14 protein-coding genes, 2 tRNA genes and 1 pseudogene are annotated in these 17,768 nt (G+C 53.6%); 12 read left to right on the top strand and 5 right to left on the bottom strand.

The genetic code is table 11. The features are described 5' to 3' along the window. Positions 1–311: 311 nt before the first annotated feature. The 3 genes from VF709_RS24005 to VF709_RS23995 all read left to right on the top strand — a co-directional run bounded on the left by VF709_RS24005 (position 312) and on the right by VF709_RS23995 (position 2,184). Positions 312–385 (top strand) — tRNA-Ile (locus VF709_RS24005). Between the two features lie 76 nt (positions 386–461). Continuing rightward, a tRNA-Arg gene (locus VF709_RS24000) sits at positions 462–538 on the top strand. Positions 539–1,734: 1,196 nt separating this feature from the next. Continuing rightward, the gene (locus VF709_RS23995; RefSeq protein WP_440232393.1) at positions 1,735–2,184 is read left to right on the top strand and encodes a hypothetical protein; all 450 of its coding nucleotides are present in this window, start codon (positions 1,735–1,737) and stop codon (positions 2,182–2,184) included. 409 nt (positions 2,185–2,593) lie between these two features. On the opposite strand, the gene VF709_RS23990 is transcribed toward VF709_RS23995, so the two are convergent. Beyond that, entirely contained in the window at positions 2,594–2,848 is a 255-nt protein-coding gene (locus VF709_RS23990; protein WP_440232392.1) for a hypothetical protein, read from the bottom strand. A gap of 1,562 nt (positions 2,849–4,410) precedes the next feature. Here VF709_RS23990 and istA point away from each other — a divergent pair. Together istA and istB are read left to right on the top strand one after the other, a co-directional pair. Then, a pseudogene (gene istA, locus VF709_RS23985) lies at positions 4,411–5,505 on the top strand (IS21 family transposase); the annotation flags it as partial. 13 nt (positions 5,506–5,518) lie between these two features. Further along, a complete protein-coding gene (gene istB / locus VF709_RS23980; protein WP_440232395.1) occupies positions 5,519–6,259 on the top strand; it encodes an IS21-like element helper ATPase IstB in 741 nt (246 codons plus the stop codon). Between the two features lie 369 nt (positions 6,260–6,628). On the opposite strand, the gene VF709_RS23975 is transcribed toward istB, so the two are convergent. From VF709_RS23975 to tnpA (VF709_RS23960), 4 genes are all read right to left on the bottom strand, one after another. Next, positions 6,629–7,126: an outer membrane beta-barrel protein gene (locus VF709_RS23975; RefSeq protein WP_210488051.1), complete on the bottom strand. Its 498-nt coding sequence runs from the start codon at positions 7,124–7,126 to the stop codon at positions 6,629–6,631. Positions 7,127–7,521: 395 nt separating this feature from the next. Then, positions 7,522–9,042: an IS66 family transposase gene (gene tnpC / locus VF709_RS23970; RefSeq protein WP_440232391.1), complete on the bottom strand. Its 1,521-nt coding sequence runs from the start codon at positions 9,040–9,042 to the stop codon at positions 7,522–7,524. Positions 9,043–9,061: 19 nt separating this feature from the next. Then, entirely contained in the window at positions 9,062–9,409 is a 348-nt protein-coding gene (gene tnpB / locus VF709_RS23965; RefSeq protein WP_001572386.1) for an IS66 family insertion sequence element accessory protein TnpB, read from the bottom strand. Further along, complete coding sequence (gene tnpA, locus VF709_RS23960; RefSeq protein WP_440232390.1) at positions 9,406–10,089, bottom strand: IS66-like element accessory protein TnpA; 684 nt, start codon at positions 10,087–10,089, stop codon at positions 9,406–9,408. Before tnpA (VF709_RS23960) ends, tnpB (VF709_RS23965) begins: the two co-directional genes overlap by 4 nt. On the opposite strand from tnpA (VF709_RS23960), the gene tnpA (VF709_RS23955) reads away from it, so the two are divergent. The 7 genes from tnpA (VF709_RS23955) to VF709_RS23925 form a co-directional block, all read left to right on the top strand. Further along, a complete protein-coding gene (gene tnpA / locus VF709_RS23955) occupies positions 10,088–10,768 on the top strand; it encodes an IS66-like element accessory protein TnpA (RefSeq protein WP_440232394.1) in 681 nt (226 codons plus the stop codon). The genes tnpA (VF709_RS23960) and tnpA (VF709_RS23955) overlap by 2 nt on opposite strands. Beyond that, positions 10,765–11,112: an IS66 family insertion sequence element accessory protein TnpB gene (gene tnpB / locus VF709_RS23950; protein ID WP_440232389.1), complete on the top strand. Its 348-nt coding sequence runs from the start codon at positions 10,765–10,767 to the stop codon at positions 11,110–11,112. Before tnpA (VF709_RS23955) ends, tnpB (VF709_RS23950) begins: the two co-directional genes overlap by 4 nt. Positions 11,113–11,132: 20 nt before the next feature. Continuing rightward, positions 11,133–12,716, top strand: coding sequence for an IS66 family transposase (tnpC, locus tag VF709_RS23945; RefSeq protein WP_440232388.1), 1,584 nt, complete (start codon positions 11,133–11,135; stop codon positions 12,714–12,716). 258 nt (positions 12,717–12,974) lie between these two features. After that, complete coding sequence (locus VF709_RS23940) at positions 12,975–13,568, top strand: tyrosine-type DNA invertase (protein ID WP_336243367.1); 594 nt, start codon at positions 12,975–12,977, stop codon at positions 13,566–13,568. A gap of 367 nt (positions 13,569–13,935) precedes the next feature. Next, entirely contained in the window at positions 13,936–14,688 is a 753-nt protein-coding gene (locus tag VF709_RS23935; RefSeq protein WP_440232387.1) for a fimbrial biogenesis chaperone, read from the top strand. Positions 14,689–14,728: 40 nt separating this feature from the next. Next, positions 14,729–17,449 (top strand): fimbria/pilus outer membrane usher protein, encoded by a 2,721-nt coding sequence (locus VF709_RS23930; protein WP_440232386.1) that lies wholly within the window; start codon positions 14,729–14,731, stop codon positions 17,447–17,449. 10 nt (positions 17,450–17,459) lie between these two features. Continuing rightward, on the top strand, positions 17,460–17,768 hold a 309-nt coding region (locus VF709_RS23925), incomplete at its 3' end, for a hypothetical protein (protein WP_440232385.1).

Here is a 17,768-nt window from a genome sequence, read left to right as displayed (position 1 = left end):
CCGTTTCCAACATCTCATCTATCTACTTAGCTCAGTAGGTAGAGCAACTGACTTGTAATCAGTCGGTCACCAGTTCGATTTCGGTAGTCGGCACCATTATTCACACAAGAAGCAAGTGTACTGCATGGATGAATCCCGCTCACTGGGCGTGTCGGGACAGTACACTTCCTTGTTGTGATGAATCCCCCTGTGCGGAGGGGCGTAAACAGCGAAAACAGACCATTATCTGTCTGGTTTGGGACATCCGTTAGTGAGTCATGGCTGCTGACCAAAGGCTCACCGGGAGGCACCCGGCATCACAACAATTTTTTGGCCCTTTAGCTCAGTTGGTCAGAGCGAGCGACTCATAATCGCCAGGTCGCTGGTTCAAGTCCAGCAGGGGCCATCAGACCGCCATTAGCTCAACAGGAAGAGCGTGCATTATGCAGGTACGGGGTTCGAGGCCTCGATGGCGGCCCAAAGCGCTGTTAGCTCAGATGGACAGAGCGTTGCCCTCCGGAGGCAAAGGCCACTGGTTCGACTCCAGTACAGCGCACCAGTTTCAATGTGCGGTGAATCCCCCTGGCGGAGGGGCGTTCTGAGTTCCTAATCAGCCGACGAACGCGGGTGAATAGCCCACCAGGAAGCACCCGGCACCGCACCACTCATTATTGCGGTCACTATATAATGGCTATTATCTCAGCCTTCCGGGCTGATGATGCGGGTCCGATTACCGCTGACCGCTCCATATTAAGCCTTCCGGTCTGAGAAGAAGAGGTTGCCCGGAGTGACCGGAGGGCGAACAGTAAAGCACACTGGCGATAGTTCGTACCCTCAGGTTCTCCAGTACAGGCGGTGTGCGGTCAGTGTGCTTTACTGTTGCGGTGAATCCCACTATGCGTAGGGGCATAAACAGTATATGGCATTTATGATGGTTGATATGCGAGCCATGGTAGCTGACCAAAGGCTCATGGAGAGGCACTCCACACCGCAACCCTCACTCTGGTGCGTATTCTGATGATTCCGGTCAGTGATTCCGGCAATTTCGATCGCGCTTCTCGCGCTGGTTATTTCTTACTTTAGTTTTTAACTCGTCTGATCGGTTTGCGCCAGTTTATGCATTGATTCACCTCTGAGCTCAACGCGGTGCCCGTTGTGCACAAGCCGGTCCATCAGCGCTGTTAGCGCCAGTGATATAAGACGGTAATTCACCATTTGAGTTGCCCATAAAAAAGACCCGCCTGTGCGGCGGGTAACAGAAAAATCTGATTAAAAGGAGTTTATCTGTACTGCAACTTCACTGTCAGCACGGGGGAGGAATATGTCAAATACAGACAAAAAAAGCCCGCACGGGCGGGCAAATGGTCATAAAGCATCATATTGATTTGCTTGTTATATAGGGCGTGATAAAAGTCGGAACGGAATGTATTGATTGAAAGTGTATTACATGAAAATTGCGAGAGAAATCACATAAAGTAATTTCCTGGGCTGGTGGAACATGACTAATTTTCTGGACTGGCGAAGTACCACTGGTGGCATAAGAAAACAAATCCCTTTTGTGACAGCGCATGCGCTAATACATATGGCGCATCAGATGGGGCGAGGAGAAAAGAAAGGGTTGCAGCGCCAGCGGCAGAATTCAACTGGCATTTACCCGTACTAAGGTTTATCTGCCGTGCCGGGATGTCAATATTGCACCGAAAGGTTTCGACCGGCGTCTAAAACATGATTTATTTTAATTAACGACGTGGTTTCATGATGAAGCGATACTGGATACCGACATTCTTTTATACATTTCTGGCCTGTGGTTGCCTCTGGCATACTTTGTACGTCAACTATGGTCATGCGATGTCGAGGTCACCTGTCGATGACCCTTTCGCAAACAGATTATTGGCTAATAATCGAACAGTGGACCAAGCAATTCCGGGTGGCACAGGGTATGAAAGTACGCCTTTGCCTGACAGTGATTTTGTGCGACTTTACCGTTTCCGCAATGGCGACCACTGGTTCCGGGATATGAAGAACGGACGCGATTTCTTTTCTTACGCCAGGCAGAATGTACAGAAGTCTCTGCGAGACAGGGCATTGGTATTTTTTGCCAGCTATAACGCCACCCCGATGGTCCGGGGAATAGGACTCAGCCTGCGAATGCAATATTTTCTCATAGCTTCAAATGCTGAACGATTTGCTCTATGGAGAAAATGACGTGCTGCCTGTTTCATCTCAGGTACAGACTGAAAAAAAAGGACGCAAAGTGACAATAACGTATCCAGCTTTGCGGCCTTTAAGGTCAGTTTTTCTTCTCGTGACGGTGGTTTTTTTAGCGTGCTGCTTTTTATTATGCGCTTTGCTCTCGATACGTTTTTTTTCTGCCGCGTTCTTATCCTCCATATACTGCGAGTTTTACGGGTTGATTACCGGACCTGGCCCTCTTGCCGCTACAGCGCTAATTGCGGAGGATGTGTCATCGCTGGCATTTGCTGCGATTGTACTTAATCCGTTCAGAAAAATAAGCAGCGTAAAAGCGGTGTATTTATTCATGTGTGGTCTCGTTGCTGAAATATCAGAGAGCGATTTATGGTAGTGTTAATGTAATGGTCAGGAATTTTACTTTTTAAAAGCACCTGATGCTTTCCTTTCTACATTTCGAATGGTTTTCTTTTTTGCTCTTTTTTTTTACAGTTAGCCCGGCTTTTTGTTTTAGTGTTTTTTTATCCGGAGGCACTGCGTGTGTCTCAACTTTAGCGCTGTGAGTAAACTCAGACGGCGATGGAGCGGGGGGAAGGCGGGTTGTTGGTGCAGCCTGAGCCACGTTGACGATATTTATGAGAAGAGCACCCACGAAAGCACAAATAATTGACTGATGCATATTGTTTCCTCTGTTTTATTAATGTTGGGGAGTCGGTCATGAGATATTGAGCTGTTCGCGTCATATTTCATGGTGTTGTTTACATTCACTAAGCAAGCTGTTTTGTTGTATCCCTGCGTTAACACCCGCTTTCGTTAGTCACAGGCATGTGACAGACAGGTAATGTTTTCACTGTATTGTCTCCTTTTACCAGTCACTGCGCTTGTTCATCCTGTAATGCCCCCGGGTACCCATTAATAACAACTCACGAAGTAAGTTGTAGGTTGTGGTCATCTGAATATCTTTTTCACTGAGACTCATCTTTACATAAATAGTCTTCTCGTCCGCACGTGGCACCTTACTGCAATCAAAACCAACTGCACATACAGGTGATGAGGCGGTAACAAGGCCCGGAAATGCGGTTACTACAACGTCATTGTATTTTTTATCCTGAGCACGATGCGCGTACTCATGAGGGCATGGTGCTGTGTAAACATGAGACCGGTAGACAGCAGGTGTCAATATTTTGCACGTAAGGTCCCTGCGAACTTATTATGACGCGTTATTTTAGTGTGCGTCAGCGCGAATGAGCGCACAGTCAGGAGGTAGGGTTTTGTTCCATTACATTGAGCTGAGGCGATCGCCAGGATGACAGGTACTGAGGTCAGGCGCTGAAGCACTGAGTCGGATGATCGCGTCAGAGCGTGCTGTACTAACACGGGTGTTTGAGGCTGGTGATGAAGCACTGACAACGGTAGTCCCCCGAAAACGCGTTACGGTTCAACACGTAAACCGAACAGACGAGTTAAAAACTAAAGTAAGAAATACACAGCGCAAGAAGTGCGTTCGAAATCACAGGAACCCCCTGTGACCGGAATCATCGGATTACGCAGGAATAAAAAAACGGCGCATTTGCACGGGGATGTCCAGGTGCGCCGCAAGTGAAACAAAACTATCGTTAGGGATGTGGCGCAACGCTCAGTGTCCGCGAGCGCTGCGCCGTGTCCGGGAAACCGGCATGGAAACCCAGACAGTGGAGATATTCATAACGGGAGCACGTGAAGTCAACAGATGGTGGCTGCGCTAACCTGAGAGACGATAACGATGCAGAAACAGGGATCGGGAAAGCGCAGCCATTGATTGTGAATCGCACAGCACCGCATCCATGCGGAATCCTACGAGCTGTGCTTTAGCTTATGTCGAAACAAGCATCTTTGATACTCGAAACGGGAGTGTCGAAAGTCAACGCTGATCAGCAATGACACAATTGGTGATTTCTTGGTTCACTCGTGTGAGTGGCCAGATTTATTGCCGAAATGCTCAGCGCGAAAAAATTCTTACTCTTAACTGAACAGCATTAACCAGATGAAGAATTTCCTTCCCGGCTCTTCGGTCGCTGGAATATATTGTGCATGGCATTTATTAAGTCTAACGCACTGCTTAAGATTTCGTTTTTCATAATTAAATCCATTTATGGGGGCGGTGAATGCCTGAACGGGGCGTGGGGTCAGTCCAACTAACCTGCCTGAGAGGCCAGTTATTGGTGGCATCAGGTGCATAATAGCGTGCACTCTTAACTCAGGTGCAATCCGATGGTTATCTCACCGGAGACCGGTGAATGCCGGCAGGCCCAGATCTTCGTAGCGGTGCTGGGCGCATCAAACTACACCTTCGCGGAGGCCACCTATACGTAGTCGCTGCCGGACTGGCTTCTCAGTCACGTCAGGATGCTGGAGTTCTTCGGTGGTGTCCCAGAAATCCTGGTCCCGGATAACCTGAAAAGCGGGGTTAACAAAGCCTGTCGCTACGATCCCGAACTGAATCCCTCTTACCAGCAACTGGCTGAGCATTATCAGGTTGCAGTGATACCTGCCTGTCCCAGAAAACCCAGAGACAAGCCAAAGGTGGAAGTTGGCGTTCAGAATGTCGAGCGCTGGATCCTGGCCCGACTACGACACCAGGTCTTCTTCTCGCTCGCAGAACTGAACCACTGTATCCGTACGCTGGTTACAGAGCTAAACGAACGGCCCTTCAAAAAACTGCCGGGCAACCGCCAGGAAGCCTTCGAAAGGCTGGACAGACCCGTGCTCAGACCGTTACCGGTACAACCGTGGCGCTACCGGCACATCAAAAAAGCGAAAGTGAATATCAATTATCACGTTGAATATGAACAGCACCATTACTCGGTACCCCATCAGTACGTCGGTAAAACGGTGGAGCTTCATGCCTTCGACAACCTGCTTGAAGTCTGGGCTGACGGGCAGATGATCGCCAGTCACCCACGGCGTCTTCATCCGGGTAACAGTACCGCCGCAGAGCACATGCCAGAACGCCATCGCCACCATCAGCAGTGGACGCCAGAGCGGCTGAAAAGCTGGGCGGCCGGTGTGGGCTCCGACACCCTCGCGTGGGTCAGCGGACGTCTGGCAGAAAAAGCGCATCCTGAACAGGCCTATCGCCTGTGGCTGGGGCTGCTGAGTCTGACGCGCGAGTATCCTTCAGAGCGCGTCAACAACAGCTGCCGGCTGGCTAACGCTGAGGGGCTGACCCGGCTGAAGCATATAAAGTCGATCCTGAAAAATAACCGCGACCTTGTTCCGGCGGACAGAGATCTGCATCCGTCCCAGGAGCTACCTCAGGAACATGAAAACATCCGTGGCCCGCGCCACTTCCAATGAAACAGGGAACCCGATAATGCCACACACGCTGATGAAAAAACTGACAAAAATGAAACTGACGGGGATGGCGACCGCGCTGTCCTCACAGATGGAGCAACCCGGTACATACGAAGAACTCTCCTTCAGGGAAAGACTGGCGCTGCTGGTCACGCGTGAATCTCTCGAAAGAGATCAGCGCAAACAGAAGCGTCTGCTACAAAAGGCACGGTTGAGGCTTGAAGCCTCAGTCCACGACATCGACTACCAGCCAGAGAGAAACCTCGAGCGTTCGCGGATCGGTCAGCTGAGCCAGAATGAGTGGGTGGTCAGGGGACTGTACCTGCTGATAACCGGTCCCTGCGGCTGTGGCAAGACCTATGTGGGCTGTGCTCTGGGCAACAATGCCTGCCAGCAGGGCTACAGCGTACAGTACTGGCGACTGAGCCGGTTGCTGGTTGAACTGACGCACCGCCGTGCTGATGGTAGTTACCGGAAACAGCTTGCCCGGCTGTCAAAAACGCAGCTGCTTATCCTGGATGACTGGGGTCTCGAGCCGTTACTGCCAGCGCAGCGTAACGATCTGCTGGAACTGATGGACGACAGGTACGGTAAGAACGCCACGGTGATGATAAGCCAGCTGCCGACGGATGAGTGGTACGGTTGCGTTGGCGATAACACACTGGCAGACGCGATCCTTGATCGTCTGATGCATAACTCCCACCGGCTGGAAATGAAAGGTGAGTCGATGAGAAAAAGACTGGCACAGGTTGACTGAAAGTGAACGGTCGGTGTAATAAGAGGATGTTAGGGCGCGTTAGGAAATAACGCGTTCACGTTCCCCCGGAATAACCGTTCATCTTCACCAGAATACGCATCATCCGGGTAACATTTGGATAAATGTTGTTATTCACCCAAGCTCATGAGTAAAAAGAAAACAAAAAGCACCATCAGTAAAATAAATAAACCAACAACACCGGCAATAAAAAGGTCATGTAACATGGTCACTGTCCAGTTCTGTATTGATAATTAACAGTTAGAGTGTTGTTTTGATATTTCAGATGCACTGTTAATCCCGTGATATTATTTATCAGAAGCCAGTCTCTGTCTGGTCAACCAGCTTCGGGTATGAAATGTTATACCGACGTCAGAAACGGTAACCCACCCCGAGGTTCCAGCCGTTGGTGTCAAGGCTACCGCTGGTATGGTCACTGCTGAAGTCTGTACCTTCGTAACCCACGGTGATATTGATATCCTCGCGCGGTGTTATCTGGAACCCGGCGCCATAGCCGTAACCCCATTTGGTCCCCGGCACATCCTGATGGAAGAACGCCGGTCCCACCTGCGCGTAGAGACCCAGCATATTGTTCAACTGGTAAGAGGGGCCAGTCAGCAGGGATAGGTGATCCGCATTACCATGACGCCCGCCGCTGCCCATCGTCCAGGTGACAGAGGTGTTCAGACCCCAGCTGTCCACGAATGCATGGTTATCGCCAAGGCGAAAACCGTGCAGGGTACCAGCACGATCGCTGTGTTGCTGAGCGTACCCCAGTGATACAACGTCACTGGCCCCCGTGTTGGCAAGCGCCGTGTGAATGCTCATAAAAGATGCCAGTAGTGGCAGTGTCAGGATCAGTTTTTTCATTATTCTCTCCGTATTTCGGTTCGTCACAGTTTATTCACATTTTCAGGACAGAAACGGGAGGTAATTGCAATATCTCTGTGAACTTACACAGATCAGTGCGATGCCGGATACAAAACCCGCATGGCAGTTGCTGGCGTTCCTGAACATTCCCGGGGCTGCCAACATTATGCGTCAGGGGGGATTATTTCTCAGCGATTCAGTGTGTCAACGCTGCAGGAGATGGTATGTAAGCGTCCCGCCACCGACGTCTGGTGAAAATCTTCCCGCCTGTTGAAAATTGGCGTCCATCATTTTCAAATAATGGACATCATCGTATGAATAAATGGCAGTGGATGGAGGAGGCGCTTCGCCTTCACTTTGACGGTAAGCGCCCCGTGAAGGACGTGGGGTAAAAATTAGTTTACAGAGAGGGTTACGTTCCAGGGCAACAGCTCTTTCACGCGGTTGGCAGGCCAGGTATTGATGACACTGATCACGTGGCGCATCCAGGCTTCCGGCTCAATGCCGTTGAGTTTGCAGCTTCCGATCAGGCTGTACATCACTGCCGCACTGTCACCACCACCATCAGAGCCGAAGAACATGTAGTTACGCCGCCCCAGCGCAACCACACGAAGTGCGTTTTCGCACAGATTATTGTCGATCTCAACCCAGCCATTGCGGCAGTATTCGTTCAGTGCATCCCATTGCTTCAGCAGATAGGTGAACGCCTTCGCTGTGTCCGAGTGGCGCGACAGCATGTTCATCTGCCCCTGGAGCCAGTCATACAACGACTGCATCAGCGGTACCGATCTGGATTTTCTGACCGCCAGTCGCTCTTCTGCCGGACTGCCGCGGATCTCTGACTCGATAGCATACAGCGCCCCGATACGACTGAGCGCTTCTGTTGTTGCTGTCGTTGGATGGCGAACATGTACATCATGGATCTTGCGTCGGGCATGCGCCATGCAAGCCGCTTCGGTTACCCGCCCACTTTCGTAAAGAGCGCTGTAGTCCGCCAAATGTTGCTGTGGATGGATACCTTTGCGGTCGGGAGAGTAGGAGAACCACACTGCGGCCGGCATGGTTGAGCCGGCGTTGCGATCGTCACGAACATAGACCCACAGCCGCCCGGTACGGGTTTTACCCTGACCGGGTTCCAGTACATTCACCGGCGTGTCGTCTGCATGCACTTTACCCGGCATCAGCACATAGTGGTTCAGTTCATCATACAGCGGACGGAGTTGCTCTCCCATAATATCAACCCAGCGCCCCATCGTATTACGGCTCAGCTCCACGCCCTGCCGGGCGTAGATTTCCGACTGACGATACAGCGGCAGGTGCTCAGCGAACTTCGCCATGATAATTCGCGCCAACAGACCCGGGCTGGCATAACTGCGCTCGATGGGTTTTGGCGGCAGCGCTGCCTGCACGATACAGTCGCACCGACTGCAGGCCAGTTTTGGACGGACCGTTTCGATTACCCTGAACGCGGTGTTGATAATATCCAGTTGTTCAGAGATGCTTTCCCCCAGCGGTTTCAGTTTGCCACTGCAGACAGGGCATTCGGTTTCTGCCGGGGAGATAACCTGTCTGTCACGGGGGAGTGTGGCCGGAAGCGCTTTGCGGGTGGGAGAGTCTGATGTTTTTGGTACTGCATCTCCGGCCATTGAGGTAAGTTGCGAGTGCGCTTCGCCAAGCCTGTTCTGGAGGTCGGTTATACGCTTTTCAGCCTGAGCGATCTTCTTTTCTATCTTCTCGCGATTTTTCTCGCTGCTGCGGCCAAACAGCATTCTCTGTAGTTTAGCGACCAGCGCCCTGAGTGAGCCGATCTCGCGGGCATAGCCGGTTATTTCACCGGACAGACGAACGATAATCGCCTGCTGGGCGACCAGCAGGGCCTTCAGTTGCTCGATGTCATCGGGAAGTGCACTGTTCATTCCCCTGTTTTATCACGGGTTATATTCGTATACCAGGCCGTTCCGTCCGTTTTGGATGCTGCCAGGCGATCCCCTCCAGTAGCATGGACAACTGGGCAGGTGTCAGATGCACTTTCCCTTCACGGCTCACCGGCCACACGAAGCGGCCCTGCTCGAGGCGTTTGGCGAACAGGCACAACCCGTCACGATCGGCCCACAGTATTTTCACCATTTTGCCACTGCGGCCCCGGAAGACGAAGATATGCCCGGAGAACGGGTCATCCTTCAGCGTGTTTTGCACCTTCGAGGCCAGACCGTTGAAGCCACAACGCATATCGGTGACGCCAGCGATGATCCAGATTCTGGTACCGGTCGGCAGCGTTATCATCGGGAACCGCCTTTCATCTCATGGATGAGAACTCGCAGTATTTCAGGTGTCAGCGGGTCAAAGAGTTTTACCACTCCTGATGCCAGGTGCAGTTCACATCGGGGAGAGTTATTATTCTCAACAACGGGAGATTCGTTGTTTTTGTTTTGCCAGAAGGGATTAGTTACAGGAGCTGCAGGTTCTGGAGTATCAGTCAGTGCAAGCGGAACGGGCAGTCCTTCCTGCATATTATCGTCGTTTAACAAGCCATTTTCGTACAGGTTTTTCCAGTTAAACAGCATGTTATCATTGATGCCGTGTTCTCTGGCAATGCGAGCAACAACAGCACCCGGCTGTAATGCCTGCTTAACCAGGTTGATTTTAAATTCACGGCTGTAGCTGGTCCGACGTTTCTTACGCCATTGGGCATCACCAGTATCAACAGGAACAGTATCAGGACGATTACCCTTTTTTCTGTTAGTAAACAGCATCTGGTCGAGCTGGGTAAAAGAGAGCGTTTCTGGTAATGGCCACTTAATGCCGGATGCAATAAATCGCTGGAAAAGCACATGCACCGTGGAATGGCTGAGATTAAGGTGCTGAGCTATTGCCCGGATAGAAAGGTTATCTTCAAACCGGAGTCGAAGCGCATCAGGTAAATAAGCCCGATAGCAAGTCACATCGTTTGTCCCAGAATTCATCGTTCGCGTCCATCAATATTCAGATGGACGCGATTGTTACCAGACAGGACAATCTTCTCAAGACGTCCCTCACGGGGCGCTTACCTTTGACGGGAAACTGAGCCGCATGAAGGCCGCCAGACAGCTTAATATTGCTGACTCAACCCTTTATGAATTTTTTAACCGCTTCACCCGATGTAATCTGACCTGGCCGCTTCCGGATGGCATGACGATGTCCCGGCTGGAGAAACAACTTTATCCCGGGAAATCCGTCAAAAAACGGCGTAAGACCCTGTCTTCAACTCCCGCGCTTTTTAACAAAAAGCAGCGACGCCCCAACTTTCCGGAGGCATTTAAACGTCGCCTGGTTGAGCAGTCCCTCCAGCCAGGCATTAACATCGCGCAGCTTGCCCGCGATAATAATATCAATGATAACCTGCTGTTTAACTGGCGTCGCCGTTACCTGCAGAAGCAAAATATAAGTTCCACTGTCACTCCCGTAACCCTGCTCCCCGTAGAAATAGCGGAGCGGCAGCCAGCCGTTATTGATGGCGCACTTCTGAATGTGCCGAAAAATGACGACAACGCAGAACTGTGCTGTGAAGTGCATCTGCCGGGGGGCTCTTTAAAACTCAGTGGTGCAGTGACGCCAGCCCTTCTGCAGGCGCTGATCGGTGAACTGAAAAGGGAGCCGCGATGATCTCCCTTCCTGCGGGTACAAAAATCTGGCTGGTTGCCGGTGTCACGGATATGCGTTGCGGCTTCCACGGTCTGGCGTCAAAGGTACAGAATACCCTCAAAGCCGACCCGTTCAGCGGACATATCTTCGTGTTCCGGGGGCGAAGCGGCGTCATGCTGAAGGTCCTCTGGGCCGACAGGGATGGCCTGTGCATGCTGACCAAACGGCTCGAAACCGGGCGGTTCATCTGGCCACAGCACCGTGATGGCCGGATGTACATGACGCCGGCACAGTTATCCATGCTTCTTGAGGGGATGGAGTGGAGGCACCCGAAGCGCACAGAACGTCCTGGACTTCGGATATAACCCGTTCATAACGTTGGGAAATGGATAACCTGCTTCCCGACGATATCGAACAGCTTAAAGCCCTGCTGCGTGAGCAGCGGGCGCAGAACCAGCGCCTGTCAGGTCTGGTCACCAGCTATCGTCACGAAATCGACAAGCTGAAAGCACACATCGCCAGGCTGCAGCGAATGGTGTTCGGCAGCCGGAGCGAAAAAAGCCGCGACAAAGCGGTCAGACTGCTCAACAAAGCGAAAAAGCGTCTGGAGGACCTGCAGGCGGAAACAGAGACCGTGCTGGGGCCAGATCCCGATCCGGCAGTCCCGCGGGTGCTACAACAGTCTTCCCGTCGTAAACCATTACCTTCTCATCTTCCGCGGGAAACACGCTCTCTGGAGCCCGTGGAAACCTGTTGCCCGGACTGTGGTGGTGTCCTGAAACCACTGGGAGAAAACCTCTCCGAACAACTGGAACTCATCAGTAACGCCTTCAAAGTTATCGAAACCCGGCGGACAAAGCTGGCCTGCGGTAAATGCGATCGCATCGTTCAGGCTCCAATGCCCTCAAAGCCAATGGATCGCAGTTATGCTGCATCGGGGTTGCTGTCGCACATCCTGGTGGCGAAATACTGCGATCATGTCCCGCTGCACCGGCAGTCAGTCATCTATGGGCGACAGGGTGTGGAGCTGAGCCGGAGTACGCTGGAGCGCTGGGTGGATGCGATGGCGGACAAACTGCGCCCGCTGTATGACGAGCTGAACGGTTATGTCCTCCAGCCCGGAAAGATCAGCACGGACGATACGCCGGTGAATCTGCTGGCGCCGGGCCAGGGCAAATGCAACACCAGCCGTCTGTGGGTGTATGTTCGCGACGATCGCCGCGCAGGTTCTGAAATGCCTCCGGCTGCATGGTTCGCCTGGTCAGCAGACAGAAAAGGCATACATCCTCAGGAGCACCTTGCAGAGTACAGCGGTACGCTGCAGGCAGATGCTTACTCGGGTTACCAGGCCCTGTACAACAGCGGCCGGATAGCAGAAGCAGGCTGTATGGCTCATGCGCGACGTAAGTTCTATGATGTTCATGTCAGAACCCCCACCGGGGTTACAACAGAAGCGCTGAAGCGGTTCGGTGAGCTGTATGCTGTAGAGGCGGAGATCCGCGGCAGCCCGGCGGAGCATCGACTGGCCGTGCGCCGGGAAAAAAGCCTGCCACTGATGGCGTCGCTGAATACCTGGCGTCAGGAACAGGCAGTCCAAACGTCGTCAATCTCAGGGTTAAAAAAAGCGTTCACATACCTGGAAAATAACTGGGATGCGCTGAACGAGTTCTGCCAAAACGGCTGGGTTGAAATAGACAATAATATCGCAGAGAACGCGCTTCGCCTGGTGGCACTTGGCCGCCGTAACTGGCTCTTCGTGGGCTCAGAGAGCGGGGGAGAAAACGCGGCGATCATGTATACGCTGATGGTGACGTGTAAACTTAACGGGATAGATCCAGAGGCTTATCTGCGGTACGTCATCGATGAGATCAGCGACTGGCCGTCAAAACGCCTGAAAGAACTCCAGCCCTGGAATATCAGTCTACCTGCTGGCACGGCTCAGTCGTCCCCCGCCTCTCAGGCAAAATAGTGTCCATCAAATAAAAAAACAGTGTCCATCATCGACGCAGAGCAGGGACGTCGATGGCGGGACGCTTACGTTCAGGGTATGTCTGAGAGAATATAAACCGACCCACCAGGGTGCGTCAGTTGTGTTGTATCCGTCAGAACATCTCAGATAAAGCCTGGTCCGATGAGATAACTCCTGTGGTATTATTTTGCACCCCACTCCTGTATCTGCAGGTGGGGGGTAAAATAATGAATCAATAGCTCCGGGAGACATGCCGCAATGGCGAGACGTAAATATCTGACACAAAACGAAGTGCAAAGCCTGCTGGAGGCCGCGAAGCAGTCGCGGAATCCGGAGCGGGACTACTGTCTGATATACATGAGTTTTATCCATGGTTTCAGGGTGAGTGAGGCCCGCTACCTGAGACTGTCAGATATCGATTTAAAGCAGGGGAGCCTGTACATCCACCGTCTGAAGCAGGGGTTCAGTACCAGCCACCCGTTGCTGAGGGAGGAAATTCGCGTTATCCGTGCCTGGCTGAAGGTGAGAAACAAAATGGACGGAGCGGAAAGTGACTGGCTATTCATGGCCCGTCACGGCGGAGCGCTGAGCCGGCAGCGCATCTATAACCTGCTGCAGCAGCTCGGAGAAAAGGCGGGGCTTTCGTTATGTTCGCATCCGCACATGCTGAGACACGCCTGTGGATTTGCGCTGGCGGACCGTGGCGTGGACACGCGGCTGATTCAGGACTACCTGGGGCACCGCAATATCAGGCACACCGTACGTTATACGGCCAGTAATGCGGAAAGATTTGAGGGGGTGTGGCGGTTGAAAAACAAGCGAAAAAGGGTTCATTTAGGACCAAACTGTTAACTATCTTAGTTCAGTGCCGTTATTTTTCCATAACGAAAAGATGATAAAGTTTGATGCTATTTGTAAGTGATTGTAAATAGGAGAAAAGGCTCGATGCACTGTCAGGTGTAATTACCTGTATTTAATAAGGTTATCCCTGTTTCACCCTCTTCGAAATTTTCTTTTTTCTCTCCAGCCCCTCTCACATTTATCTCTTCTTTCGAAAAGGAAAGTCCATTTTCCTGTTTTGCTCCTGAATGTTGGTTAAACCATCCGGCCCTTTCTCCTTTTAAGGCTTAAAACTCCGCCTGCGAAAAATGGTTGTCAAAATGGTCCTAAATGTAAACCTTTTAGCCATTTTTATACCGGCGAACCCGAGGAGTCCTGAGTGATTAATACGCGTCAGTTGATGTTTTCTGCATCCCTGTTCTTAAGTGGCCTGTGCCTGAGTGGTGCCGTCCAGGCTGGCGGGATTTCGTTAGGGGGAACCCGTCTGATTTTTGATGGTTCCAATGATGCCGCCACCCTGTCGGTGAACAATGGCTCCACGGGAACCTGGCTGATGCGTTTCTGGGTGTCACCTTATGGCGATAAGGGAAATGATACGGGGGCTGACGGGAAAGGCGGGGCGGCTGCCAGTCTGCCTTTTGTGGTCACGCCGCCACTGTATCGCCTCGATCCGCAGGGCGCTGTGGAATTGCGTGTGAACCGCGTCAGCGACACCCTGCCGGCAGACAGGGAGTCTGTGTACTACCTGAACTCTCTGGCCATTCCTCCGAAGAAAGGTGATAAGGGGTACTCGAAGGCGGTGACCAGCGGCCTGCAGTTTGCCGTCAACACCCGTATCAAGCTGATTTATCGCCCGGCGGCGCTGAAGGATGCGGCCGTGGTGAAGGCCCTGCCCGGTAAACTGACAGCCAGTGCTGATGGTAAAACCCTGACGGTTAAAAACCCGACGCCATACTACATCACGATGGTGTCACTGGCGGTCAATGGTAAGGCTGTTGCAACAGACATGGACACCATGGTGGCGCCGTTCGGCACCCTGTCGGTACCGTCTTCGGTCGCACACGGCAGGCTGACGTATTCCACCGTGGATGACCGTGGTGCGCGCACACCCGTGACGGAAAAAACCTTCTGATACACCTGCCCGAGAAAGGCATTGCTGAGCGAAACACGTTATGAGAAAGCAATGGTCTGAAGTCTCCGCGAGGAGAGGTACGGCGGTGTTGCACCCTGCGGGCGGGAGGCTTTCTCTGTGTGCCCTGGCGGTGATGATGTCAGTTGCCAGTGCGCAGGGAGCGGCGGCTGATGCTGTTCCTGCCGCAGCGCCGTCCGCGTCAGGTGGAGGAGGGGACCAGGCTCTCACCTTTGACGATGACTTTATGTCCATGGTCGATGGCGGAAAGGGGAAAGGAAAGGATCACGTTGACCTGAGCTACTTCGCCCACCGTGGCGGAATGATGCCGGGTGATTACCCGGTGCAGGTCAAGGTGAACGATAAAATGGTCGATGATGGCCGGATGCTGACGTTTCGATCCTGGCCTGACCAGCCCGGAAAGCTCTATGCCTGTGTGACGCGAGACATGCTGACGGAGTGGGGGGTGAAGTCTGAGGAGCCAAAGGCGGTCGCCCCGGGAAAAACACCGTCGGCGACTGACGCCTCTGCGGTGGCAACACCTGCGGCAAAGGGAGCGGCAGGGAGTGCTGACTGTCCGGTCGGGGGGGTGGTGTCGATGGTCCCCTGGTCATCAGAGAAGTTTGATTACAACAAAAAATTACTGGCGATTACGGTTCCTCAGGCGTCGCTGGGGGCCGCGTCCGAGATGCGCACCCCTCCGTCACGATGGGATGAGGGTATTCCCGCTCTGCTGATGAATTACAACTACAGCGGCAGTCAGCAGAGTAATCAGGGTGAGCGTAATGGCAGCGATTTTCTCAGTCTTAACGGACAGTTGAATGTTCTGGGCTGGCGGGTGCGCAGTGGATTAGCCTGGCACCGTTCAGACAGGGGCGGCAGCGACTGGAATACGCAGGATGTGTATGCCCAGCACGATTACAGTTTTATGCGCGGCGGACAGTTTTCGGTCGGTCGTCTGACGTCAGATGGCAGTGTGGTGGACTCGGTCCCCTTCACCGGCGTCACGATGGCGTCGGATACGGGGATGCTGAATCCCTCGGCAACAGGATATAAGCCCGCCATCACCGGGATTGCGAATTCGCCTGCGACCGTAACGGTACGACAGTTCGGGAAGGTTATCTACCAGCAAAACGTGCCCCAGGGGCCGTTTGCCCTGACGGACTTTAACCGCAGCGGTAACGGTGATGTTGAGGTTGAAATTCGTGAGGCGGACGGCAGCGTGCGGCGTTTCACGATGTCCTCGGCGGTGGCACCCACACTGATGAATGCCGGCGAGATGGGTTACAGCATGTCGGCGGGGCAGGCTCAAAATACGGGTGGTGGTAACAGCCGTCTCTCCACATCGTTTGCACAGGGGAACCTGTCATACGGAACGGGCGGAAATACCAGTCTGCTGGCGGGGATGCTGTTGTCGCAGGACTATCAGCAGATATCGGCAGGCGGCGGGTGGTACTCGGGACTGCTGGGTGCTTTCTCGCTGACTTCCTCACTGTCTGCCATGCGGCTTTCGTCGTTTCCGGGCGAGCACGGGCAACTGACCGGGGTGTCCTCACAGTTCACCTGGTCGCGGAACATTGGTGGAGCCACGGTAGGTATGGCTGCCACCCGCTACGGGTCAAAGAATTTTCACACCTACAGCGATGCCCTGGGGATGACCCCGGATACGCTGAGGAGCGGGAACGGACAGAAGGCCAGTTATCAGGTGTCGCTGTCCCGCTCGCTGGGCGTGTTCGGCAGTCTGACGCTGACCGGGAATCAGACGCAGTACTGGGGAGGCGAAGCCACCCAGAGAGGGTACACCGTCAGCTACAGCACCACGGTGAAGGATGTCGGTATTTCTCTGGCTGCCGGGCTGAATACCACGGCGGGGACGTCCGGGAGCGGGCAGGGGGGCTTCAGTCAGGGGCCACGAAACGACCGCAGCATGACGCTGAACATTTCCCTGCCACTCGCGAAATGGTTGGGTGGCAGCAGTACGATGTCCGGCAACTACATGTACTCCCGGTATAACGGTCGGGCGAATCAGCAGGCCGGCGTGAGCGGGTCGGCGCTGGACAGCAAGGTTAACTACAGTGCGTCCACGGGCTGGGGTGATTCTGACAGTAGCAGTACCAGTGTGGGCTACAGCGGGAAATATGCCGCCATGAGCGCCGGATACAACATGTCGGGCAGTGATAATCATGGCTGGAGTTACGGCATGAGTGGCGCGGTGCTGGTGCATCCGCAGGGGATAACGCTGGCCAAATCGCTCTCGCTGGACGGGGCGAATGCCCTGATTGAGTTACCGGGTGTGGGTGGTGTACGCATTGCAGGTGTGGAAACGGACTGGCGGGGCTATGCCGTGGTGTCGGGGCTGACACCGTACGATCTGAATAAGCTTAGTGTGAATATGACCAACCTGCCGGGGAACGTTGAGGTGGACAGCAGCAGTAAGGCGACGGTGCCCACCCGCGGTTCGGTGGTCAGGGTGCGCTTCACGGGCTCCCAGGGGTACAGGGTGCTCTTTACCCTGGCGCGAGCGGCAGGGGGTGACATTCCGTTTGGTGCGGTGGTGTCACTGAAGAAGCAGGATAAGCAGGCCCCGGAACACACCGGCATTGTCGGTGACAGCGGTCAGGCCTATATGTCCGGTCTGCCGGACAAAGGGAAGCTTCTGGTGACCTGGGCGGACGGAAGTGATGGTCGCTGTACGGCGGATTACAGTCTGCCGCAGGGGACGGATGAGAAGCGTCTGAGTCAGGTGACGGCGACCTGTCGCTGAGGAGAGAACGGTGAAGAAACGCAAGAGCACGGCGGGCGTTGTAATGCGCCTCTGGCTGGCCGGCGGGCTGCTGGCAGGGATAAGCCCTGTATACAGCCAGGCTGCGGAAGATACCCTGACAGCACAGAAGACCCCGCCGGTGGCGGTGGTGTTTGGTGTGCGCTCCCTGGCCCCGGAGACGCCCGTGAGTAATCAGCAGGCATTTGTGTCGCAGGAAGTGACGTTACCGGATGTGGCCTGTGCGGCCTGTGAGGCCAGCAGTACCCACTGGGAAAGTGCCTGGGTGGTCTCGGGGGCGGACGCAATGAAAACGGAGTCA

Origin of the sequence: Enterobacter sp. Lyrl_3 (genome assembly GCF_051948675.1) — a bacterium.
GTDB classification, from domain to species: Bacteria; Pseudomonadota; Gammaproteobacteria; order Enterobacterales; family Enterobacteriaceae; genus Enterobacter; species Enterobacter cloacae.
Note: the sequence above shows the minus strand (reverse complement) of the source record. Positions and strands in the feature narration are given on the sequence as shown.

Excerpts from the sequence above, each read along its gene's own strand:
- VF709_RS23995 (WP_440232393.1), top strand. The coding sequence starts at position 1,735 with ATGATGAAGCGATACTGGATACCGACATTCTTTTATACATTTCTGGCC.
- tnpC (WP_440232391.1), bottom strand. The coding sequence starts at position 9,042 with ATGAACAGTGCACTTCCCGATGACATCGAGCAACTGAAGGCCCTGCTG.
- VF709_RS23930 (WP_440232386.1), top strand. The coding sequence starts at position 14,729 with ATGAGAAAGCAATGGTCTGAAGTCTCCGCGAGGAGAGGTACGGCGGTG.
- tnpB (WP_001572386.1), bottom strand. The coding sequence starts at position 9,409 with ATGATAACGCTGCCGACCGGTACCAGAATCTGGATCATCGCTGGCGTC.
- VF709_RS23940 (WP_336243367.1), top strand. The coding sequence starts at position 12,975 with ATGGCGAGACGTAAATATCTGACACAAAACGAAGTGCAAAGCCTGCTG.
- tnpC (WP_440232388.1), top strand. The coding sequence starts at position 11,133 with ATGGATAACCTGCTTCCCGACGATATCGAACAGCTTAAAGCCCTGCTG.
- VF709_RS23990 (WP_440232392.1), bottom strand. The coding sequence starts at position 2,848 with ATGCATCAGTCAATTATTTGTGCTTTCGTGGGTGCTCTTCTCATAAAT.
- VF709_RS23975 (WP_210488051.1), bottom strand. The coding sequence starts at position 7,126 with ATGAAAAAACTGATCCTGACACTGCCACTACTGGCATCTTTTATGAGC.
- tnpB (WP_440232389.1), top strand. The coding sequence starts at position 10,765 with ATGATCTCCCTTCCTGCGGGTACAAAAATCTGGCTGGTTGCCGGTGTC.
- tnpA (WP_440232390.1), bottom strand. The coding sequence starts at position 10,089 with ATGAATTCTGGGACAAACGATGTGACTTGCTATCGGGCTTATTTACCT.